We start from the raw sequence: 20,877 nt of genomic DNA on the forward strand, positions 1-20,877 counted from the left end.
ACAAGTGCAGTGCCTACTCGCCGCCACTGCCCAAAACATCAAAAAGATCGCAATGGCACTCACCAAAGCTCCGAAACAAGCTCCCGCGTGACAAAGACCAGCGCGTAAAGGACCAAACGCAAAAACGCGGACAAGCGCCACAAAACCAAAGCCAAAAAAACAAACCCGCCGAAAACGACGGGTTTGTCAGCAGTCTGAGGCGCGGAAATCCCGCGCCTTTTTTTATGCGCTATCGCGATATCACTTCGCGGGAGCAAAGGCCTCGGCGGCGATAGCGTTCAGTTCCTTGAAGACACCGGGTGCACCGACGACGATACGGGCGCCATTGTCGAGCGCATGGTCGGCGTCATACGGGGCAACCTCGTTGCCCGCCTCCTTTGCGATCAGGAGGCCTGCCAGGCAGTCCCAGGCGTTCATATGCGCTTCCAGGTAGCCGATGAGCCGTCCGGAAGCCGCATAGGCCAGCATCAGGCCGCCGGAGGCATTGCGGAAGAAAACCCCGCCCTTGGCGATCAGCGCACGGATGCAGTTGATGGCATCGCTTGCCGCCGTGCGCCCGTTGAAGCCGACGCCGACGGATCCCACCGACAGGCTTGTCGTTGCAGACGCGGCGATCGGCCGGTCGTTAACGAAGGCACCGCCGCCGAGCGACGCCTTGAAGGTTTCGCCCGAGCACGGATCGTGGATGACGCCGACAACGGTCCTGCCGTCGTGGACGCAGGCGATGATCACGCACCACTGGGGAATGGACGTGACGAAATTGGCGGTTCCGTCGATCGGATCGATGACCCAGGTATAACCGGACGTGCCTTCGATCCGGCCATGTTCCTCGCCCAGAATGCCGTCTTCCGGATAGGCCCGTGCGATCTCGTCGCGCACCAGGGTCTCCACGTCTCGATCCGCCTCGGAGACCATGTCCTGATGGCCCTTGGCCGTGATGGTGAGCGTATCGAGACGGCGGAAATAATCCAGGGCAAGAAGACCGGCCTTTTCGGCAAGCGCGCAGGCAAAATCAAGACGTTCGGAAACCATCAAATGTCTCTTTCGAAAAGGGAAAGACGGGAGGAAGGCAAGGGCCGTTCCCGGATTGGGAACCCCACCCGTCTAAATGATTTTTGCGACGGAAAATTGACTACTGGATCTTGCGCTTTTTCTTCTTCGCCACATAGGGGTTTTCGCCCTTGCGGTAGGAAAAGCGGATCGGCGTGCCCTGAATGTCGAAGGTCTGGCGCAGCGAATTCACCAGATAGCGGGTATAGCTCTCCGGCAGCTGTTCGGGACGCGAACAGAAGGCCACGAAATGCGGCGGGCGGGTCTTCGGCTGGGTCAGGTAGCGCAGGCGGATGCGGCGACCGGCGACGGCAGGAGGCGGGTGGTTCCCCACCACTTTGTCGAGCCAGCGATTGAGTTTTGCCGTCGATACACGGGCGTTCCAGGCTTCGTAGGCCTCGAAGACTGCCTCGACCAGCCGGTCGATCCCCTGTCCCTGAATGCCCGACAGCGTCACGATCTTCACGCCGCGGATCTGGTTGAAATAGCGCTCGTTGGCGTCGCGGATCTTTTTCCAGGCCGCTTCGCGGTCCTCGATCAGGTCCCATTTGTTGACCGCAATCACCAGGGCCCGGCCCTCGCGCGCGACCAGATCTATGATCTGCAGGTCCTGCTTCTCGAAGGACATGGTCGCATCGAGGGTGATCACGACGACTTCGGCGAACTTGATGGCCCGCAGTGCATCGGCGACGGACAGCTTCTCCAGCTTTTCCTGAACGCGCGCCTTGCGGCGAATGCCGGCCGTATCGAACAGCTTGATGTGATGATCACGCCATGCCCAGTCGACGGAGATGGAATCGCGCGTGATGCCGGCTTCCGGGCCGGTCAGCATGCGGTCCTCGCCGAGCATCTTGTTGATCAGCGTCGACTTCCCGGCATTCGGCCGGCCGACGATCGCCACGCGCAAGGGGCGTTCCAGGGTGCCGACCGGATCTTCGTCCTCGACGATTTCTCCGTCCTCGTCGACATCGACGTTGTGGACGGCCTCATCCTCACGGGCGGCCTCTTCCTCTTCGTTGACGCGGTCCACATAGGGCTTCAACGCATCGTAGAGGTCGGCCAGACCTTCGCCATGTTCTGCGGAAATCGCAATCGGCTCTCCGAGCCCCAAAGAATAGGCTTCGTACAGACCGCTCTCCCCTGCCCGGCCTTCGGCCTTGTTGGCAAGAAGGATCACAGGTGTCGTCGTCTTGCGGGCGACCTCGGCGAAATGGGCATCGAGCGGCGTGACGCCGGCACGGGCGTCGATCACGAACAGCACCGCATCGGCGGAGGCAATGGCCTCTTCGGTCTGCCGGCGCATGCGCCCCTCGAGGCTGGCGCTGTCGGCATCCTCAAGCCCGGCGGTATCGACGATGGTAAAGCGCAGATCGCCCAGGCGCGCCTCGCCCGGCCTACGGTCGCGGGTGACGCCAGGCGTATCGTCGACCAGCGCCAGGCGCTTGCCGACCAGGCGATTGAACAAGGTGGACTTGCCGACATTCGGCCGTCCGATAATGGCGACTGTAGCGCCCACGGGTTTTTCTCCTGGCTTACCGCCCGATGCTAACTAGATGCGCATCAGTTGAAAGCGGCGACGGCCCTGTCGCCGTCCAAAACAACGATGCGGCCACCGGCAACAATCGGAGTCACGTAGACCTTCGTGTTCACATCCTTGGTCAGGATGATCTGGCCGGATGCCGCATCGACGGCTGCAAAACGTCCGTCGTTCGAAAAGGCGATCAGCGCGCCGTTGGCGAGGATCGGGCCGGCCCAGTTGCGGCGGCGCTTCTTCTTTTCCGGACGCGGCAGGACGGTTGACCAGAGCGTTTTCCCGGTCTTGCGGTCGAGAGCGACCATCCGGTCCTCCAGGTCCACCAGGAACAATGCATTGCCCGACACGATGGGCGTATGCACACTGCCAAGGTCCGTACCCCAGATCCGGGTTCCGGTCTTCAGCGATGCGGCAATGGTCCGCCCGGCGACGCCGGTCGCATAGACCGTGTCGCCCGCGATCACCGGACTTGCCGATACGTCGGCCAGACCGGAGAGAGCCTGTGTGCGGAAGCCGCGGGTCACGCCGTCCACCCATTCGGGCTCGCCCGTCTTGATATTGAGCGCCATGACCTCGCCGGACGAGAACGGAACGACGACCTGGTTGCCGGAAATCGCCGGATCGGCTGCAGACAGAATGCCGCCGACTTCTTCGATCCCCTGGTAACTCCAGGCCTGGGAGCCGTCTTCCAGCTTCAGCGCAACAACCTCGTTGGACTGGGTCACGATGAACAGATGGCCCTGGCCGACGGCGGGGGCGCCGCGCGCGGGCGTGTTCAAATCCGCCGTCCAGAGAACCTGACCGGAAGCCGCATCCAGTGCTGCGACCTGACGATAGGCAGTTGCGGCATAGACGCGGCCGCCGGATACGGCGACACCGCCGCCCGGCGCAACATCGCGCTCGCCTTCCGGCCTCAGGCTCTTGACCCACAGGCGGCCACCGTTGGTGGACAGCGCAACCACATCACCGTTGGGCTTGTAGATGAAGACGCGTCCGGCCGAACTCACCGGCCTGGCCGAGGCGCGCAGGGCGTCCGTGGTCAGACCACCGCCCGTCGCCCCGATATTGGCCCGCCAGACCCGGGTGCCGGTAACGGAGACGGCCTGGTTCCCGGCATCATTGGTCAGGCTGCCACCGGCGGACGGCCATTCCTGGCCACCTGTTGCCGGTCCGATCGTTGCGGCCTTGCCGGAGGCAACGACAGCGGGGTCGGCGCCGTCGAACACCGGCTGGCGTTCACCTGGGAGCCTTTTGTCCTTGCTGAACGGGTTGATCGACCCGGCGAATTCTGAAACGCCGCCACATCCTGCGAGCAAAACGGAGAGTGCCACTACGCCGCAAAGGCTGCGCACGCCGGCGTCAATACGGAGAAACCTCACTTTGCCGCTTCTCCATTTTCAGACGGCGCCTCGCCATATTTGGCCCGAATAACATCATTGAGCAGTCCGACCCGACGTGAAACATCGGCCGGCGTTTCCTGATCCGCATCCAGCTCGGAGATCCAGCGGCGGGCGGTGTCAATGTCCCCGCTCTTCCAGGCGCTGAGCGCCAGGATTTCACGCGCACTGGCGCGGAAGGCACTGTCTGCTCCGGTCAGTCCTTCCACCCGGTCTGCGATCGCGGAATAGTCCTCCGAGTCGACGGCCAGATAGGCAGCGCGAAGAGCCGCAATGTCGCGCAGCGCTTCGGGCACGGCGCCGTCCCGGCTCAGGGCATCGAACGCGGCCACGGCCTCGGTGGTGTTTCCGGCATTGGCAAGGTCGGTTGCGGAGCGCATGCTGGCAAGTGCGGGATAGCCGCCGGTCGCATCCTGAAGTTTCGCGAACAGCTTGTCGGCTTCTTCGTGGTTGCCGGCATCCGACAGGCTCACGGCTTCAAGGAAGGTATCCCCTGCCTGCTGCGCCTGGCTTTCCTGCCAATAGAGCCAGCCGCGATAGCCACCGGTCCCGACAACGATGAGGACAGCAACCCCGATGACCAAAGGACCGAAGCGATCCCAAAGCCGACGGTATTTCTCCTGGCGGATATCTTCATCGACTTCGCGAAAAATGTCGGACATGCGTGTCTTGTTCCTGCGCTTGCTGCAACCATCCCACCCTGACGGGCGCGCGTCACACTATCTTTTTCATGCCGTCCGGGCAAACCGGTACTGCGTTTCTTTTTAACGGTTTAATGGCGCAAGTGAGGCAAAGAGGGCCTCCTGCGCCGGAAAAGGCACAAACCGTCGAATTTCCCGTGATTATGTCAATGGAACGCCGATGACAAGCGCATGGCCTTTCCAAACAAACAGGCCGTAGACGACCAGTCCCGCCACAATGGCGAAAATGTCCGCCGCAGGCCCCTTTCCGGCAACTTCCACTGAGAACGGTGTGCCGGGATCGCCGCGACGTTTGACCGAAATCCGGTCGGCCACCGCCCAGACCAGGAAGCCGCCGAACAGCAGAACCGACGCCAGATCGCCGTTGGAAAGGAGGTGGGCAAGGGCCCACAACTTGACGGCAACCAGCATCGGGTGACGGGTTATCTTCCTGATCCGGCCCGGGACATAGGTGGCAATCAGAAGCACAAACACGGGAAGCATGAGCAGCATGGTCACATGACGGGTCCATGCAGGCGGATCATAGAGAAGAGGACTTCCGTCCATCCGCGCCTGTCCGTATCCCATGACGATCAGCACCAGTCCGACGGCAGAGACCACCGAGAACAGCCCGCGATAAGGCATTGCGCCCAAACGGGCCACAAGGGCATTTCGGGCACCTGAAAAAATCGGCAGGGCATGCGCGCCCAAAAAGACAAGCAATCCGAGGACAAGCAATTCCATGCTTTTCTCCCCTCTCGTGTTCTCGTGAAGTGTTCCCGATCCGCCCGCCAAAGGGCGCAATCCCGAGCTCAGCCAAAGGAAATTTTGGGTCAAATACTCCGGAGCGCGTTCAATTCAACGCAATACATCACCCGGAGCACACCCGCAACACCAATCAGATAATATATATTCGCGCGCACCAACATATTCGTTGGCACTTACACTTGAAAAATATTCTCTATTCTTATTTTGTCCGCATTTTCAAATCTCCGGAAGTATCAGAAAACCCTTTCTTCAGGATTTGAAGCGATTGTCGCCCTGAAAAAAGCACGGGATTTGCAATGGAACAGGACAGCAGGAAAGAAACGCGCAAGCGAACCTTGAAGGCGGGGCGGATCGTCTATGATCGCCTCTCGCGCGTGTTCGACTGCACCATCCGCAACGCCAGCGATAGCGGGGCATTGCTGCTCGTCCCGAGCACAACCGGAATACCGTCGGAATTCCTGCTCTATATGGATTCCGATCATCAAAGACGCCCGGCCGAAGTGATCTGGCGCCAGGACGACAGGATCGGCATCCGCTTCACGGGACCGGCCGAAAGCACCGTCTAGGCCCCGCTCCACCGGTTTGCCCACAGCCAGTTTCGAGCGCGTGTTAGCCGTCGTGTTCAGCCGGCAAACGCAGGCTCTATCCCGTCATTCTTGACGCTGAGCCGGATTGCGAGCGCCAGCGTGGCGCAGATGGTTGCGTAGACAAACACCGAATAGGCCGTGGCATAGCCAGGATAAAGGTTGAAAAGCAGCATCGCCAGGGCCGGCTGCAGCCAGACCAGCCCCGCGGCGGCCTGCATCGACACCGGCCAGCGCGGCACCGCCAGCAGCATGAACAAAAGACCGGCGCAGACCAGCGACCAGCTGTAGTACAGGAACGAGGAGGACACGGCCGCGGAGGCCAGCAGCATCACGCCGATCCGGGCCTCCCGGCTCCACCGGCGGGGCAGGAACAGGACCAGCCCCGCACTTGCCGCCATGGCGATCATCTGGATCGTGCTGCGCAGGCCATCCGAGCCGCCGAGCTTGCCGATCGTCGCCTGAAGGCTCAGGCTGCCGGGAGTGACGCCGAGTGCGTATTTCTTGAAGTCCGGATCGGAGAAGATCCCGAGAAACGCAGGCCATGACTCCGCACCGAAGGCCAGGACCGACAGGGCCACCAGAACGATCGTGCCGACGGCCGCCGCCGCAAAACAGCGATAGGCCCCGGAATTGAGCAGGAAAAAGGGCACCAGCCAGCCATATTGCGGCTTGACGGTCGCAACCGCCAGGGCAAGCCCCGCAAGAACCGGCCTTCGTTCCGCATACTGGAGCGCAAACACGATGAGCGCCACCATCACGACGGATATGTTCATCCTGAGCAACGTATAGTGCAGCCCCGCCGACAGGGCGAAAAGAACGATCATTTCCGCCGGCTGGCGGGCAAACAGGGGAATCAGCAGGAGGGACGCCAGGATCAGGATCCCGGTGGCCGCTTTCACCTCTCCATAACTGAAGGAGGCCATGGGATAGGCAAACAGCAGAAAATGCGGCGGATTGACGAAGATCAGGTGATGCTGGGCTTCCGATAGTCCGGGACGGAATACCTCCGGATCATACGCATCGACCGCCCTGCCCTCCTGGGCGAGCTGCGAAGCCCGGTAGAAGGCATCCAGGTCCTCCCGCTCCGACTGCGTCACGGACTGCGGGAAGGCCCAGAGCTGGTCCCATTGCTTTGCCACAAAGTAGATGTTGCAGAAGGCCGCCAGGATCACCGCGCACAGGAAAAGCGGACCGCCGAGAGAGGACCTGCGCGATGAAGGGCTGGGTCCGGGCTGATAAGCAAAGACGGGAGGCTGATCCTGAGACAAGTGATTGCCGCGCAACTGGAAAACAATGCGGCGTTTATTTCAGATAATAATTTCGAAACTCTAAAAAGCGCTCCGGGAGAACCGCAAACCGGACATCCCCGTGCGAATGTGGCGTCTGTATTTCCCTAGGCTGCGGCCATGCAGTCCCTGCAGGTACCGCGAAGCTCAATGGTGGTTCGTGACGGGGCAAAGCCGGCGCCGTCGGCCCATGCCTGGAGACATTCGACGGCCTTTTCGGGGGTGAATTCATTGACCCCGCCGCATCTCTCGCAAATGGCGAAGGCAGCGGTCTCATTTTGGGCGCAGCCCGGGTGGCTGCAGGCCACGAAGGCGTTCAGGCTTTCCAGGCGGTGCACGATTCCGAACTCGACCAGCTTGTCCAGTGCACGGTAGACCTGAAGCGGGGCCTTGAACCCCTCCGAACGCAAAGCGTCGAGGATCGCATAGGCCGTCATCGGCCCCGCCTCGGCGGACAGGACATCGAAAACAAGTCCCTGATTTTTCGTCAGCTTGGGAAGATCGTGCGCGGGGTGTGAACTTCCGACATGGGTGCTGTTCATGAACGTCCTCCAGAAATCCGACTGTTCCGCCTGGCGCCAAGATAACGGACCGGCAACAGGCTCAACATGAAAAGAACCATCGCAGCAACCACAATCGACGGGCCGGACGGCGTGTCCCATTGCAGCGAGCCGTAAAGCCCGGCCACGACGGCAACCGACCCGATGAGCGCCGCCAGTCCTGCCATCTGTTCCGGGCCGGACGCCAGTTGGCGGGCTGCGGCCGGCGGAATGATCAAAAGTGCGGTAATCAGAAGCACCCCGACGATTTTCATGGCAATCGCAATGACGGCTGCGAGCAGCAGGGTGAAAACAAGGTTCGCCCGTTCCGTCCCGATGCCTTCGGCGGCTGCGAGTTCCGGACTGACGGTTGCTGCGAACAGCGCATTCCAGATGAAGCACAGACCGGCGAAAACGACGGCGCCGCCCCCATAGATGATCGCGATATCGGTCCTGGAAACGGCGAGAATGTCACCGAAGAGCAGTCCGATCAGATCCATGCGCACCCAGGTCATGAAGGCAAGACAGACAAGCCCGATCGCCAGGGAGGAATGCGCCAGAAGCCCCAGAAGTGCATCCGACGACAGGCCTTCGCGCCGCCGCAGGACCATCAGCAGCAGGGACAGGGCCACGCAGACCGCGAAGACGGCCAGCATGGTGTTGATCTCAAGCAGCAGGGACAGGGCCACGCCCAGCAGGGCCGCGTGCGACAGCGTATCGCCGAAATAGGCCATGCGGCGCCAGACGATGAAGCAGCCGAGCGGACCGGCCACCAGGGCAACACCGATACCGGCGACAAGCGCGCGCGTGAAAAAATCGTCAAGCATCGTGTACACCCTGCGCCTGCCCTGCCTGCGCCTTCTTGTCCGTCCCATGCGAGGCATGCGCGTGGTCGTGAGAATGTCCGTCGTGACCCGGGCAATGATCGCACAGGGTGCCATCCTCATGCCGGACCCGGCCGTCGGGCAGATGCACGTGGTCGTGGTGATGTTCGTAGACGGCGAGCGCGCCATCCGCACGATGGCCGAAGAGCTTGAGATAGGCCTCGCTTTTCGACACATCGCTCGGCGTGCCCCGGCAACAGACGTGGCCGTTGAGGCAAATGACCTGATCGGTTGCCGCCATCACCACGTGAAGGTCATGGGAAATCATCAGGATGCCGCATCCGAGCCGGTCGCGGATTTCCGATATCAGATCGTAGATCGCGATCTCACCGGAGTAGTCGACCCCCTGGACCGGCTCGTCGAGCACGAGAAGATCGGGCTTGCGGGCAATGGCGCGCGCCAGAAGCACCCGCTGCATTTCGCCGCCGGACAAATGGCGCACCTCCTGATCCATCAGGTGGGTGGTCGCGGTCTCTTCCAGGGCCTCGGCGATTTCGGTGTTGGAAAGCTTGCTGGTGAGCCGCATGAACCGCTTGACGGTCAAGGGCAGCGTCCAGTCGATCATCAGCTTCTGGGGCACATAGCCGACCCGCAGGCCCGGCCGTTGCCGCGCACTGCCATCGGTGGGTTTGAGAATACCGAGCGCCATCTTGGCCGTCGTCGACTTGCCCGATCCGTTCGGGCCGATCAGGGTCACGATCTCTCTGGGCATCACCGTCAGATCGACGCCACGGACCAGCCACTCGCCATTGCGCTTGATGCCTGCCTGTTCGAGCCTGACGAGCGGCGGCACTTGTGCGGTTGCATCCATGAATTCCGTCCGGTGCTGACAGGCGGAGTCGCCCGTGTAAATGTTATATTATTACACATATAGGCAATCGGCGGAAGTTTGGCAATTGCGCGCCCGAAACACCCCGCCGGAATTGAAAGGGGCCGCATGATCGATGCGGCCCCTTCCCTGGTTTCAGATGCAAAAGCGGTGCGCTAGCCCAGTAGCCTGGGCAGGAACATGACGATACCGGGCACCGCGGCCAGCAAGATGACCCGAATGATTTCCACCGCGAAGAACGGAAGCACGCCGCGGAAGGTTTCCATCATGGGCACGTTCTTGGCGAGCGCGTTGATGATGAACACGTTCAAACCCACCGGTGGCGTTATCAGCCCTAGTTCGACCACTATGAGTGTCAGGATCCCGAACCAGATCTTGAGGTCTTCAGTCCCCATCCCGAAAGTCGCAGAGGCGGCTGTGGCGTAATCGCCGCCGTTCAGGTCGACCATCACCGGCCAGAAGAACGGCACCACCACGAGGATCATGGCGAGCGAATCCATGAAGCAGCCAAGGATCACGAAAATGATCAGCATGATCGCAAGCACCATATAGGGATCAAGCCCGCTGTTGCCGGCCCATGCGGACATGGTGGCAGGCAGGTTCGCGCGGGTGAAGAACCCCTTCAGCACTTCGGCTCCGAACAGGATGAAATAGATCATGCCGCTGGTCTTGGCGGTTTCCATCAGCGCCGTGCCCACGCCGGGGAAGGTCAGGCCTTCCTTGCCGAACAGGCGCATGCCGAATCCGTAGACCAGGATCGCGAACACGCCGACGCCGGCGGCCGGTGTCGGGGTGAACAGCCCGATACCAAGCCCCAGGATGATCGAACCGAAGATAATGATCACCGGGATCAGACGGATCAGCGCCTCGTGCTTCTCCTCCCGGGTCATCGTCTGCGTCGTCGGCGCCAGGCTGGGATTGATGCGGACCAGAATGGCAATGACCGTGATGAAGAAGACGACCGCGATGAGGCCCGGAATGATGGCGGCGCGGAACATCTCGATGATCGAGCCCTCGACGATAACGGCGTAGATCACGAGCGCGACGGACGGCGGAATGAGAATGCCGAGCGTACCGCCGGCGGCCAATGCGCCCGTCGACAGACGGGGCGAATACTCGAGCTTGTCAAGCTCCGGCAGGGCAACGCGCCCCATGGTCGATGCTGTTGCCAGCGATGAGCCGCAGACCGCACCGAAGCCGGCGCAGGCGCCGATCGCCGACATGGCCAGGCCGCCGCGGAAGCGCCCCATCAGGGCCGCCATGCCTCTGAACAGGTCCCGACTGAGATTGGCCTGACTTGCCAGGAACCCCATCAGGACGAACAGCGGCACGACCGACAGGTCGTAGTTGGCCATGTTGCCCCACAGCAGCGACTTGAACTGCTTCATGTAGGGACCGAAACGGATGAAGGAGGCTTCCAGGGAGAGGATGTAAGTGCCGCCGATGCCCACGACCAGCATGGTCAGGCCGACCGGCATCCGCAGCGCCAGGAAGATGAACAGGACAGCCAGGCCGGCGACGCCGGTGATTTCCATTTCACCCATGGGATTTGCCCCCCAGGACCTGCCCCAGGGCGACCAGGCCCCACAGAATCATGGAGATAACGCCCGGGAAGTACCAGGGCCATTCCTGCCAGCCGAGCACGGCCGTCATGGTGTTGTCTCCCTTCGTCTCAATCATGCCCTGCCACATGTAATAGGCGAGAGCGAAGGCGACCACGACGGTGAATGCCTGCCAAAGGTGATCCAGGAAGCTTTGCAGCCAGCGCGGAAATGTCTGCACGAACAGATCGACCGCCACATGGCCTTTCTTCAATTGCGTATAGGGAAAAAAACTCAGTGCAGCTACGCTGATCGCCAGCCTCACGAAATCCTCATAACCGGGAAGCGCCGAAACGTAGAGCCCGAACGGCTTTACGATTGAATCGAGGGTGAACGCGCCGACGTTCACAGCCGTTACGAGTACGATGACGATCGCGAGCAGACCTCCGAGGAGCGCCCACAGCGTCACCACCCGCTGCAACAATGAGAACATTTCCTTGCCCTTTTTAAAAAAAGCGAACGGCGCTCACTGCGCCGTCCGCCAGCTTGTTTATTGTTATTGGACCCTTAGTCCTTGACGGCCAGAACGGCTGCGCGCGCGGCTTCAACCATACCCTTGCCGTCCATGCCGTTGCTGTCTGCTTCGGCAACCCACTTGTCGACGACCGGCTGCATCTTGTCGGTGAAAGCCTTGTATTCGTCGTCGGTCAGGGTGATCAGGTCACTGTTTTCTTCAATGAGCTTCTTGCCGCCGGCTTCGGAGTTATCCCAAACAGCGCCGTAGGTCGCAGCAATGTTGCCCATGGAGTGATCGTCGATGACCTTTTTCAGGTCGTCCGGAAGGCTGTTGTAGCGGTCCAGGTTCATGCCGATCATGAAGGTCGAGGTGCCGAAGCGAAGGCTGTTCGGACCCTGGGTCGTGTGATGGGTCAGCTCCTGCAGCTTCAGCGGAGCGACGATTTCAAACGGAACCAGGGCACCGGCAACCACGCCCTTGGACAGGGCCTGCGGCAGGTCCGGAACCGGCATACCGACCGGCTCTGCGCCCAGAGCTTCGATGATCCAGCCGCCGGTACGGGACGGTGTGCGGATCTTCAGGCCTTCCAGATCGGCCGGGGTATGAACCGCCTTGTCGACCATGTGGAACACCTGACCGCCATGAACGTGAATCAGGATCGGCTTGATGTCCTTGAAGTCGTCCTTGATCATGTCCCAGGAATTGGCGATGGCGATCGTGGTCTGCTTGGCAGAACCGCGGTGGACCGTCGGAAGTTCGAAAACTTCAGTCCGCGGGAACACGCCCGGGGTATAGCCCAGAACGGTCCAGACGATGTCGACCACGCCGTCACGTGCCTGGCGGTAGAGCTCCGGCGGCTTGCCGCCCAGCGACATTGCCGGATAGATCTCGATCTTGATACGACCGTTGGATGCTTCCTCGACGCTTTTCGCCCAGGGCTCCAGCATGTGGACTTGCGCCGGCGACTTCGGGCCGAGCAGGTGATGCAGGGTCAGGGTGACTTCCGGCTCCTGCGCGCTGACGGATCCCGACAGCATGGTTGCAGCTATAAACCCTACAGCCGCAGATAGAATACGTTTCATACTAAACCTCCCAGTAGTGTGCACAGTACGATCCGGTCCAAATCGTGACGTGCATCGTCAAGATTACTCAGACCGTTATCAAATGTCACCAATGGCTATTCCAAAACCTTGAATATGTAAAATGAGCTTTTCTTAATACAGCATAAGCAATGGTTATAGGTGCAGTTAACCATGCGCCTCGAAACGGCGGAAATCGACACTGGAAATCTTCCATTACAGCTGCATGGATTTCTGCTCGGCCGAAGCTCTCAAAGCGCTTTGAAACATCAGCAATGCCGGCGTCGGCGCTGCATCCGCGCGCGTCGTCAGGCCGACCGGCCCTGTGGTTTCAATCGTTTCCAGAGGCAATTCGACAAGATCACCTGCGGCAATATCACGCGAGATAACTCCGCTGGAGATGACCCAGATCGCATCCGTTTCGAGTGTGTAGGTGCGTCCGAAGATATTGGAAATGGTCTCAACGCGCTTCGGCAGACGGGTCACGCCATGAGCGATCAGCAGCCGTTCGACATAGGGGCGAATAACCGCTTCTTTTGTCGGATAAAGAACAGGATAGTCCACGATCCGTCCCAGATCCGGTTTTTCTTCGGCCAGGAGCGGATGTTCTTTGCGCACCGCGAAGGAAACACTTTCCGAATAAAGATGAGCGAATGCGAGCCCCGCCATCTGCGCCGGGTCGGCGAGACGGCCGACCACGAGGTCGAGTTCCCCTCCCCGCAGCCGGCTTAACAGGAACGTGTTCGGTCCGGTGATCAGGGTCAGGGTCGTTTCCATGTTTTCGGCCTGGAATGCCCTAACCGCATCCGGCACGATCCGCGCCGCCACGCTCGGCAGCACGCCGACGTTCAGATAGGATTCGCCTGACATGCGGGCCTGGGCAACACTATCCAGCCCTTGGCTCAGCGCCGCCAGGCTGGCGCCGGCATAATGGGAAAACACCTCGCCGAACTGGGTCAGGGTCACGCCCTTGCGGCTGCGCTCGAACAGGCGCACCTTCAAAATGTCTTCCAGTTCCTTCAGTGTCTTGGAAACCGCCGGCTGGGTGATCGCCAGCGCGTCCGCCGCCTTCACGAGGCTGCGCTTGCGAGCCACTTCCATGAAACACTGGACATGGCGGTATTTTACGCGGGGATCGATCAACTTGTATTCCTATTGGTTATATTTTCGGCTCATTTTCTCATTTTACATAACCTATCCGACAGATAAATATGCGGCCAAAATTCCGGACGGCCGGATCGCCTGAAGGGCGCCGGCCGCAAAACACGTCGGGAGGACGGTCATGTCTGAGCGCGAAAAAGGGTCCCGCCAGGAGATCGGCGCGGCCACACGGAGATCCGTTCTGGGCGATGCCCATGTAGACCGGGCAAATGCCGCCAGGACCGGTTTCGATACCCGCTTCCAGACGATGATCACCGAAGGCGCGTGGGGCACGGTCTGGTCCGATGAAACGCTGACCAAGCGGGAGCGCAGCCTGATCACCATCGCGCTTCTAGCAGCCCTCGGGCACAAGGACGAGCTTGCCCTTCATATCCGGGCGACCGCCAACACCGGCGCCACGGCCGAAGACATTCGCGAAGCCCTCATGCATGTGGCGATCTACGGCGGCGTGCCGGCAGCCAACACCGCAATCAGGATTGCCAAGGAAACCTTGGCGCAGATGGAAAAACCGGCCCCGGACTGAAGCCGGCAGGCCCGTTCGAACGACCCTTTCACACAGCTTCAACTGAAAACCAGGCGGCCCGGCCGGTTTAAAAGCCGACCGCTCAAAAAACAAACGAGAAGGAACAATGGCGAAATTCCAGTGTTTGGCCGAAGCCGTTGCCGAAAACCTCAAGGACGGCGACAGCGTTGCCTTTGAAGGCTTTACCCACCTGATCCCCCATGCGGTCGCCCATGAGGTCATCCGGCAGGGTCGCAAGGATCTCACCGTCATGCGCATGACGCCGGACATCATCTACGATCAGCTGATCGGCATGGGCTGCGTGGAGAAGATGATCTTCTCCTTTGCCGGCAATCCGGGCGTCGGCCTGCTGCGCCGCTTCCGGGATTCGCTGGAAAACGGCTGGCCGCTCCAGGTCGAAATCGAGGAACACAGCCATGCGGCCATGGCCAACGCCTACGAGGCGGGCGCCGCCGGCCTGCCCTGCGCCATCTTCCGCGGCTACCGCGGCGCGGAGCTGACCCGGGTCAATCCGAACATCAAGTTCATCAAGTGCCCCTTCACAGGCGAGGAACTGGCCGCCGTCCCGTCGCTTCGGCCCGATGTCGCCGTCATTCATGCGCAAAGGGCAAATGCCAAGGGAGACGTCTTCATCGAAGGCATCACCGGCGTCCAGAAGGAAGCGGTTCTGGCGGCCAAGCGGTCGATTGTGACCGTGGAGGAAATTGTCGACGATTTCGGCGGCATCTCGCCGAACGCGACCGTTCTGCCGTCCTGGACCGTCACCTCGGTCGTAGCCGTTCCAGGCGGTGCGCATCCGTCCTACACCCAGGGCTACTACGGCCGCGACAATGCCGCCTATATCGAGTGGGACAAGGTCTCCTCGGACCGCGACAGCTTCACCGCCTGGATGGAGGAAAACGTCCTGAAACAGGGCCCAGAGGTCTTTGAGACCCGCGTCGCCCATCTGAAGAATGCGGGCTGAGGAGAACGGACATGACCAATTTCACTCCGAGCGAAATGATGACCGTTGCCGCGGCCCGCGCCCTCAAGAACGATGACGTGTGCTTCGTCGGCATCGGCGCACCGTCGGCCGCCTGTAACCTCGCCCGCCTCACCCATGCGCCTGACATCACCCTTATCTACGAGAGCGGCACACTCGGCACCGCGCCGAACGTTCTGCCGCTTTCCATCGGCGACGGCGAACTCTGCAAGACGGCTCTGACCACCGTTTCCGTGCCGGAGATGTTCCGCTACTGGCTCCAGGGCGGGCGGATCACCGTCGGCTTCCTCGGCGGGGCCCAGCTCGACCGGTTCGGCAACATCAACACCACGGTGGTCGGCGACTACGACAACCCGAAGGTCCGCCTGCCGGGCGGCGGCGGCGCGCCGGAAATCGCCATTTCCTGCGGCGAAATCTTCATCACCATGAAGCAGTCGCTGCGGGGCTTCGTTGAAAAGCTTGACTTTGTGACCTCCCTCGGCCACGGCAAGGGCGGCAACGACCGCGCGGCTCACGGTGTCACCACCAGGGGCCCGACCCGGCTGATTACCGATCTGGCAATGTGGGAGCCGGATCCGGTAACGAAAGAGTTCACCGTCACGTCCCTGCATCCGGGCGTCACGCGGGACCAGATCCGGGAAACGGTCGGCTGGAAAGCCAAATTCGCCGAAGATGTCGGGGAAACCCCGGCACCTGAGGCTTTAGAACTGGAGGTTCTTAGGGACCTTCATGCCCGTACCAAGGCAGCCCACGAAGGAAAATAAAATGCAACGCGCCTTTATCTGCGATTATGTCCGCACCCCGATCGGCCGCTACGGCGGCAGCCTGTCCGGCGTTCGCGCCGATGACCTCGGCGCCATCCCGATCGAAGCCCTGATGGAACGCAACCCGGACGTGGACTGGGGTGCCGTGGACGACGTCTACTATGGATGCGCCAACCAGGCCGGCGAAGACAACCGCAACGTCGCCCGCATGTCCGCCCTGCTCGCCGGCCTTCCCGACAGCGTGCCGGGTGCAACCATCAACCGGCTGTGCGGCTCCGGCATGGACGCGATCATCACCGCATCGCGCGCGATTGCCGCCGGTCAGGCCGACCTGATCATCGCCGGTGGCGTGGAGAGCATGTCCCGCGCGCCGTTCGTCATGCCGAAGGCGGAAACCGCCTTCAGCCGTAACAATGCGGTCTATGACACGACCATCGGCTGGCGCTTCGTCAACCCGCTGATGAAGAAACAGTACGGGATCGATTCCATGCCGGAAACGGCGGAAAACGTCGCCGCGGATTTCAAGATCTCCCGCGAGGACCAGGACGCCTTCGCCGTGCGCAGCCAGCAGCGCGCCGCACGCGCCCAGGCGGATGGCCGGTTCGCCAAGGAAATCGTCTCGGTCACGATCCCGCAGCGAAAGGGCGATCCGATCATCGTCGATCAGGATGAGCACATCCGCGCAGACACCACGATCGAAGCGCTTGCCAAGCTCCGCGCCCCCTTCCGCGAAGGCGGATCGGTGACGGCGGGCAACGCATCGGGCGTCAACGACGGCTCCGCGGCTCTGATCATTGCGTCCGAAGACGCCATCGAGAAGTACGGCCTCAATCCGATTGCCCGGGTGATCGGCGGCGCGACCGCCGGTGTCGCTCCGCGCATCATGGGCATGGGCCCGGCGCCTGCGACCCGCAAGCTGTGTGCCCGCCTCGGGATTGCGCCGAAGGATTTCGATGTCATCGAACTCAACGAAGCCTTCGCCGCCCAGGGCCTTGCCGTTCTGCGCGACCTCGGTCTTGCCGATGACGGCGAGCACATCAATCCGAATGGCGGCGCGATCGCGCTCGGCCACCCGCTCGGCGCATCGGGCGCCCGGATTGCCGGCACCGCTGCGCTGGAATTGAAGATGCGCGGCGGCAAGCTTGCGCTTGCAACCATGTGCATCGGCGTCGGCCAGGGCATTGCGATCGCCCTGGAAGCCGTCTGATCAAATGGCCATCGGCGCCTTCGACAGCGGGATAACCGGTTCGCTTTTGAGCGATCCTGAGACAGCGGCGCTGTTTCAGGACGAAGCGGTGATCCGGGCCATGCTCGATGTCGAAGGCGCCCTCGCCCTGGCGGAGGCCGACGCCGGCCTCCTGACGCAATCATCGGCGGACCGCATCGCCTCTGTCTGCCGCACTGTGACGATCGCTCCGGCAGATCTAGCGGAAGGCACGGCCCGTGACGGCGTGCCCGTACCGGTCTTCGTGGCCGAACTGCGCAAGGCGGTCGGTCCGGACCACGCAAGTTTCGTTCATTGGGGTGCCACCAGCCAGGACATCCATGACACCGGGCTTGTCCTGCGGCTCAGACAAGCCATCGACCTGCACGAACAGGCCTTGTGGACGATCGCCGGCAAGCTGGCGGACCTTGCGGACAGCCACCGCGCGACCCCGATTGCAGCACGGACCCGCATGCAGCAGGCAACGCCGACAAGCTTCGGCCTCAAGGCGGCCGTTTGGCTGTCCTCGATCCTGCGCAACATCGAACGGCTGAAATCCGTCCGGGCAGGCCTGCTGCTCCTGTCCTTCGGCGGCGCATCGGGCAACCTGTCCGCGCTCGGCGCGCATGCAACTGCGGTCGAAGCGCATCTCGCCGAACGCCTGTCGCTCGCCGTCAGCCCCGCCCCCTGGCATGCGGTGCGCGACGGGTATCTGGACTATGCCAACTGGCTGGCGCTGGTGACGGGGACCCTCGGCAAGATCGGCAACGACCTGATCCTGCTGGCGCAAAGCGAAGTCGCGGAGATCGGTCTCGGCTCCGGCGGCGGATCGTCGACCATGCCGAACAAGGTCAATCCGGTCGGCCCGGAAGTGCTCGTCACCCTTGCCCGCAACACCATCGGCCTGCTTGCCAACATGCACCAGAGCGCGCTCCACGAACACGAACGCGGCGGCGCGAGCTGGATGCTGGAATGGCTGAACCTGCCCCAGTTGGCGGTCGCCACCGGCGCGGCGCTTGCTCATGCCAATGCCGTCTTCGACGCCCTGACCGTGAACACTGAGCGGATGCGGGCAAACATCGAGGCCTCGAACGGGCTGCTTCTTGCAGAAGCCGCAAGCTTTGAACTGGCTGCCCACTTGCCCCGCCCGGAGGCCCAGGCGCTGGTCAAGAGCGCCTGCAAAACCGCGCTGGAGAGCGGACGGCATCTGTTCGATGTGCTGTTGGAGGCAACCGATGCGCCTGTCGACTGGGAGGCGCTGAAGAATCCTGCCCGCCACATGGGCCAAAGCGACGCCTTCATAACCATAGTTCTTGAGTCCTGTCAGGCACTCAGAAGCGATTGATAAGACGAAACTTCAGATCGGTTGCCCGGCTTTTCGCCGGATTTCCCCCGCTCTTGCCTGTCGGCACTTGTCGCGCCGACAATAACGTCCCAATCTGCGTTCTTTCGATCAGCAGTTGAGGACCCATTCCATGACCAGCCAGCCTCTCAACCAGCCGCCCGAGATCCCGCCGGAGCTGGATCGGTGGAATTGGGGGGCGTTTCTGCTCAACTGGATCTGGGGCATCGGCAACAGCGTCTTCATCGCGCTGCTGATGTTCGTTCCGCTGGTCAACATCGTCATGATCTTCATCCTCGGCGCACGCGGCAGCCGCTGGGCCTGGCGAAACCGAGCGTGGCGGGACGCGGAGCATTTCCGCAGCGTCCAGAGGAAATGGGCGATTGCCGGCGTGATCATTTGGGCATGCATGATCGCCTTGATTTCGGCCTTTCCAATGATAATGAAGAGCAGCGATGCCTATACGATGACCATGGACGCCATACGCAACGACACCGCGGTGGAAGAAGCGCTGGGCAGCGACATCGAAGCCGGCTTCTGGGTCAACGGCAACATCAGTATAGAGGGTGGCGGAACCGGAACGGCCTACCTCAACTTTTCAATTGCGGGCAGTAAGGGATCCGGGCGGGCCATTTCGCATTCTGTGCGCATCAACGGTATCTGGGAGATACGCGTGCTCGTGGTCTATCCGGAAGGAACGACCATTCCTATCGTTCTGGAAAACAAAGGCAACGTGACAATCCCCGGCGCGCCGCAGGATCTGTAACTTCCTGACCGGGCGAAAACCCGAGTCGGATCAATGATCTGAATCGCTTTCCTGAGATCCTGATTCCGCGGCTTCAGAAATTGATTCAAGGCGCGCGGCGCAATTGCAGCGCCATCCATCCAGGACAACCGGCGTTAGGCCGGTGATGAAATTGTCCAAGCATTCGTCCGGATCGTCCATTTCGTTGCCCTGCGCGATGCGTAGAATCCGCGGCAATCAAAATAGGCAGATGATGTACTTAAGGAGGGAACATCATGCGCACCCAGGTTGCCATTATCGGAGCTGGTCCGTCCGGCCTGCTTCTGTCACAGCTTCTCCACCTTGCCGGCATCGATTGCGTCGTCCTCGAACGGCGTTCGGCTGACTATGTCCTGTCGCGCATTCGCGCGGGCGTGCTGGAACAGGGCATGGTCGACATGCTCGACAAGGCCGGCGTTTCGGAACGCATGTTCAAGGAAGGCCTGCCCCACGACGGCGTCAACATGTCGGTCGGCGACACCCGCCTGCGCATCGACCTGAAGGGCCTGACCGGCGGCAAGACCGTCATGGTCTACGGTCAGACGGAAGTCACCAAGGACCTGATGGACGCCCATACGGCCCGCGATGCCAAAGTGGTCTACGAGGCCGAGGACGTCACCCCGATCGACTTCGACACCGACACGCCGCGCGTCACCTACAAGAAGGACGGCGTCACCCACGAAATCGCCTGCGATTTCATCTGCGGCTGCGACGGTTATCACGGCGTCTCCCGCGCCTCGGTGCCCCAGGATGCCATCACCGAATTCGAAAAGGTCTATCCGATCGGCTGGCTCGGCATCCTGTCCTACGTCAAGCCGGTGAACCACGAGCTGATCTACGCCAACCATGACAACGGCTTTGCCCTCGCCTCAATGCGTTCGCACACGCTCAGCCGCTATTACATCCAGGTGCCGGTCGACACCGACATCAACGCCTGGCCGGACGACGCCATCTGGGACGAGTTGAAGATCCGGCTCGGCGAAGAGGCCGCCGCCAACATGGAAACCGGGCCGTCGATCGAAAAGAGCATCGCTCCGTTGCGCAGCTTCGTCGCAGAGCCGCTGCGCTTCGGCCGCCTGATGCTGGCAGGTGACGCGGGCCACATCGTGCCGCCGACCGGCGCGAAGGGTCTCAACCTTGCGGCTTCCGACATCTACTACCTGTCGAACGCCCTGATCGAATTTTACGGCGAGAAGTCCATGGCCGGTGTCGACGCCTATTCGCAGAAGGCGCTGGCCAGGATCTGGAAGGCGGAACGCTTCTCCTGGTGGATGACCATGCTCCTGCACAAGTTCCCGGACCTGGGGGCCTTCAACGCGAAGATGCAGCAGACCGACATGGACTACCTGGCAAGCTCCCATGCCGCCCAGGTCAGCCTCGCGGAAAACTACGTCGGCCTGCCGTTTTAAGGATCGACAAACAAGCA

General features: G+C 61.5%; 21 protein-coding genes. 8 read left to right on the forward strand and 13 right to left on the reverse strand.

The genetic code is table 11. The features are described from left to right. Positions 1 to 240 precede the first annotated feature (240 nt). The 5 genes from HK439_RS24080 to HK439_RS24100 form a co-directional block, all read right to left on the reverse strand. A complete protein-coding gene (locus HK439_RS24080) occupies positions 241 to 1,032 on the reverse strand; it encodes an inositol monophosphatase family protein (protein WP_190294043.1) in 792 nt (263 codons plus the stop codon). Positions 1,033 to 1,132: 100 nt separating this feature from the next. After that, entirely contained in the window at positions 1,133 to 2,566 is a 1,434-nt protein-coding gene (gene der / locus HK439_RS24085; RefSeq protein WP_190294044.1) for a ribosome biogenesis GTPase Der, read from the reverse strand. Between the two features lie 44 nt (positions 2,567 to 2,610). Beyond that, complete coding sequence (locus HK439_RS24090) at positions 2,611 to 3,963, reverse strand: PQQ-binding-like beta-propeller repeat protein (protein WP_328804237.1); 1,353 nt, start codon at positions 3,961 to 3,963, stop codon at positions 2,611 to 2,613. Beyond that, entirely contained in the window at positions 3,960 to 4,643 is a 684-nt protein-coding gene (locus HK439_RS24095; RefSeq protein WP_190294045.1) for a tetratricopeptide repeat protein, read from the reverse strand. Before HK439_RS24095 ends, HK439_RS24090 begins: the two co-directional genes overlap by 4 nt. Positions 4,644 to 4,823: 180 nt before the next feature. Then, the gene (locus HK439_RS24100; protein ID WP_190294046.1) at positions 4,824 to 5,405 is read right to left on the reverse strand and encodes an NnrU family protein; all 582 of its coding nucleotides are present in this window, start codon (positions 5,403 to 5,405) and stop codon (positions 4,824 to 4,826) included. 320 nt (positions 5,406 to 5,725) lie between these two features. Here HK439_RS24100 and HK439_RS24105 point away from each other — a divergent pair, with 320 nt between their 5' ends. Further along, positions 5,726 to 5,995, forward strand: coding sequence for a PilZ domain-containing protein (locus tag HK439_RS24105; protein ID WP_190294047.1), 270 nt, complete (start codon positions 5,726 to 5,728; stop codon positions 5,993 to 5,995). Between the two features lie 56 nt (positions 5,996 to 6,051). On the opposite strand, the gene HK439_RS24110 is transcribed toward HK439_RS24105, so the two are convergent. The 8 genes from HK439_RS24110 to pcaQ form a co-directional block, all read right to left on the reverse strand. Further along, positions 6,052 to 7,284, reverse strand: a complete 1,233-nt coding sequence (locus HK439_RS24110) for a glycosyltransferase family 87 protein (RefSeq protein ID WP_190294048.1) — start codon at positions 7,282 to 7,284, stop codon at positions 6,052 to 6,054. A gap of 125 nt (positions 7,285 to 7,409) precedes the next feature. Beyond that, complete coding sequence (locus HK439_RS24115; protein WP_190294049.1) at positions 7,410 to 7,844, reverse strand: Fur family transcriptional regulator; 435 nt, start codon at positions 7,842 to 7,844, stop codon at positions 7,410 to 7,412. Beyond that, positions 7,841 to 8,668 (reverse strand): metal ABC transporter permease, encoded by an 828-nt coding sequence (locus HK439_RS24120; RefSeq protein ID WP_190294050.1) that lies wholly within the window; start codon positions 8,666 to 8,668, stop codon positions 7,841 to 7,843. The genes HK439_RS24115 and HK439_RS24120 overlap by 4 nt, the downstream gene beginning before the upstream one ends. Continuing rightward, positions 8,661 to 9,536 carry a metal ABC transporter ATP-binding protein gene (locus HK439_RS24125; protein WP_190294051.1) on the reverse strand — a complete coding sequence of 292 codons (876 nt, stop codon included), beginning with the start codon at positions 9,534 to 9,536 and terminating at the stop codon, positions 8,661 to 8,663. The genes HK439_RS24120 and HK439_RS24125 overlap by 8 nt, the downstream gene beginning before the upstream one ends. A gap of 173 nt (positions 9,537 to 9,709) precedes the next feature. After that, positions 9,710 to 11,098 carry a TRAP transporter large permease gene (locus tag HK439_RS24130; RefSeq protein WP_190294052.1) on the reverse strand — a complete coding sequence of 463 codons (1,389 nt, stop codon included), beginning with the start codon at positions 11,096 to 11,098 and terminating at the stop codon, positions 9,710 to 9,712. Continuing rightward, the gene (locus tag HK439_RS24135) at positions 11,091 to 11,588 is read right to left on the reverse strand and encodes a TRAP transporter small permease (protein ID WP_190294053.1); all 498 of its coding nucleotides are present in this window, start codon (positions 11,586 to 11,588) and stop codon (positions 11,091 to 11,093) included. Before HK439_RS24135 ends, HK439_RS24130 begins: the two co-directional genes overlap by 8 nt. A 74-nt stretch (positions 11,589 to 11,662) precedes the next feature. Beyond that, positions 11,663 to 12,694, reverse strand: a complete 1,032-nt coding sequence (locus HK439_RS24140) for a TRAP transporter substrate-binding protein (RefSeq protein ID WP_190294054.1) — start codon at positions 12,692 to 12,694, stop codon at positions 11,663 to 11,665. 213 nt (positions 12,695 to 12,907) lie between these two features. Beyond that, positions 12,908 to 13,834: a pca operon transcription factor PcaQ gene (gene pcaQ, locus HK439_RS24145; protein WP_190294055.1), complete on the reverse strand. Its 927-nt coding sequence runs from the start codon at positions 13,832 to 13,834 to the stop codon at positions 12,908 to 12,910. Positions 13,835 to 13,973: 139 nt separating this feature from the next. Here pcaQ and pcaC point away from each other — a divergent pair, with 139 nt between their 5' ends. The 7 genes from pcaC (at position 13,974) to pobA (ending at position 20,860) form a co-directional block, all read left to right on the forward strand. Then, a complete protein-coding gene (gene pcaC, locus HK439_RS24150) occupies positions 13,974 to 14,375 on the forward strand; it encodes a 4-carboxymuconolactone decarboxylase (RefSeq protein ID WP_190294056.1) in 402 nt (133 codons plus the stop codon). 106 nt (positions 14,376 to 14,481) lie between these two features. After that, positions 14,482 to 15,339 carry a CoA transferase subunit A gene (locus HK439_RS24155; RefSeq protein WP_190294057.1) on the forward strand — a complete coding sequence of 286 codons (858 nt, stop codon included), beginning with the start codon at positions 14,482 to 14,484 and terminating at the stop codon, positions 15,337 to 15,339. Positions 15,340 to 15,350: 11 nt separating this feature from the next. Then, on the forward strand, positions 15,351 to 16,121 hold the full coding sequence (locus HK439_RS24160; protein WP_190294058.1) for a CoA-transferase subunit beta: 771 nt from the start codon (positions 15,351 to 15,353) through the stop codon (positions 16,119 to 16,121). A gap of 1 nt (position 16,122) precedes the next feature. Then, a complete protein-coding gene (pcaF, locus tag HK439_RS24165) occupies positions 16,123 to 17,328 on the forward strand; it encodes a 3-oxoadipyl-CoA thiolase (protein WP_190294059.1) in 1,206 nt (401 codons plus the stop codon). 4 nt (positions 17,329 to 17,332) lie between these two features. Continuing rightward, positions 17,333 to 18,670, forward strand: coding sequence for a 3-carboxy-cis,cis-muconate cycloisomerase (gene pcaB / locus HK439_RS24170; RefSeq protein WP_190294060.1), 1,338 nt, complete (start codon positions 17,333 to 17,335; stop codon positions 18,668 to 18,670). A gap of 130 nt (positions 18,671 to 18,800) precedes the next feature. Further along, on the forward strand, positions 18,801 to 19,433 hold the full coding sequence (locus tag HK439_RS24175; protein ID WP_190294061.1) for a cytochrome c oxidase assembly factor Coa1 family protein: 633 nt from the start codon (positions 18,801 to 18,803) through the stop codon (positions 19,431 to 19,433). A gap of 254 nt (positions 19,434 to 19,687) precedes the next feature. After that, on the forward strand, positions 19,688 to 20,860 hold the full coding sequence (gene pobA / locus HK439_RS24180; RefSeq protein ID WP_190294062.1) for a 4-hydroxybenzoate 3-monooxygenase: 1,173 nt from the start codon (positions 19,688 to 19,690) through the stop codon (positions 20,858 to 20,860). Positions 20,861 to 20,877: the final 17 nt, after the last annotated feature.

This window comes from Roseibium aggregatum (assembly GCF_014692675.1).
Lineage (GTDB): Bacteria > Pseudomonadota > Alphaproteobacteria > Rhizobiales > Stappiaceae > Roseibium > Roseibium aggregatum_C.

Excerpts from the sequence above, each read along its gene's own strand:
- HK439_RS24080 (WP_190294043.1), bottom strand. The coding sequence starts at position 1,032 with ATGGTTTCCGAACGTCTTGATTTTGCCTGCGCGCTTGCCGAAAAGGCC.
- HK439_RS24095 (WP_190294045.1), bottom strand. The coding sequence starts at position 4,643 with ATGTCCGACATTTTTCGCGAAGTCGATGAAGATATCCGCCAGGAGAAA.
- HK439_RS24100 (WP_190294046.1), bottom strand. The coding sequence starts at position 5,405 with ATGGAATTGCTTGTCCTCGGATTGCTTGTCTTTTTGGGCGCGCATGCC.
- HK439_RS24105 (WP_190294047.1), top strand. The coding sequence starts at position 5,726 with ATGGAACAGGACAGCAGGAAAGAAACGCGCAAGCGAACCTTGAAGGCG.
- HK439_RS24115 (WP_190294049.1), bottom strand. The coding sequence starts at position 7,844 with ATGAACAGCACCCATGTCGGAAGTTCACACCCCGCGCACGATCTTCCC.
- HK439_RS24120 (WP_190294050.1), bottom strand. The coding sequence starts at position 8,668 with ATGCTTGACGATTTTTTCACGCGCGCGCTTGTCGCCGGTATCGGTGTT.
- HK439_RS24125 (WP_190294051.1), bottom strand. The coding sequence starts at position 9,536 with ATGGATGCAACCGCACAAGTGCCGCCGCTCGTCAGGCTCGAACAGGCA.
- HK439_RS24130 (WP_190294052.1), bottom strand. The coding sequence starts at position 11,098 with ATGGGTGAAATGGAAATCACCGGCGTCGCCGGCCTGGCTGTCCTGTTC.
- HK439_RS24135 (WP_190294053.1), bottom strand. The coding sequence starts at position 11,588 with ATGTTCTCATTGTTGCAGCGGGTGGTGACGCTGTGGGCGCTCCTCGGA.
- HK439_RS24140 (WP_190294054.1), bottom strand. The coding sequence starts at position 12,694 with ATGAAACGTATTCTATCTGCGGCTGTAGGGTTTATAGCTGCAACCATG.
- pcaC (WP_190294056.1), top strand. The coding sequence starts at position 13,974 with ATGTCTGAGCGCGAAAAAGGGTCCCGCCAGGAGATCGGCGCGGCCACA.
- HK439_RS24155 (WP_190294057.1), top strand. The coding sequence starts at position 14,482 with ATGGCGAAATTCCAGTGTTTGGCCGAAGCCGTTGCCGAAAACCTCAAG.
- HK439_RS24160 (WP_190294058.1), top strand. The coding sequence starts at position 15,351 with ATGACCAATTTCACTCCGAGCGAAATGATGACCGTTGCCGCGGCCCGC.
- pcaF (WP_190294059.1), top strand. The coding sequence starts at position 16,123 with ATGCAACGCGCCTTTATCTGCGATTATGTCCGCACCCCGATCGGCCGC.
- pcaB (WP_190294060.1), top strand. The coding sequence starts at position 17,333 with ATGGCCATCGGCGCCTTCGACAGCGGGATAACCGGTTCGCTTTTGAGC.
- HK439_RS24175 (WP_190294061.1), top strand. The coding sequence starts at position 18,801 with ATGACCAGCCAGCCTCTCAACCAGCCGCCCGAGATCCCGCCGGAGCTG.
- pobA (WP_190294062.1), top strand. The coding sequence starts at position 19,688 with ATGCGCACCCAGGTTGCCATTATCGGAGCTGGTCCGTCCGGCCTGCTT.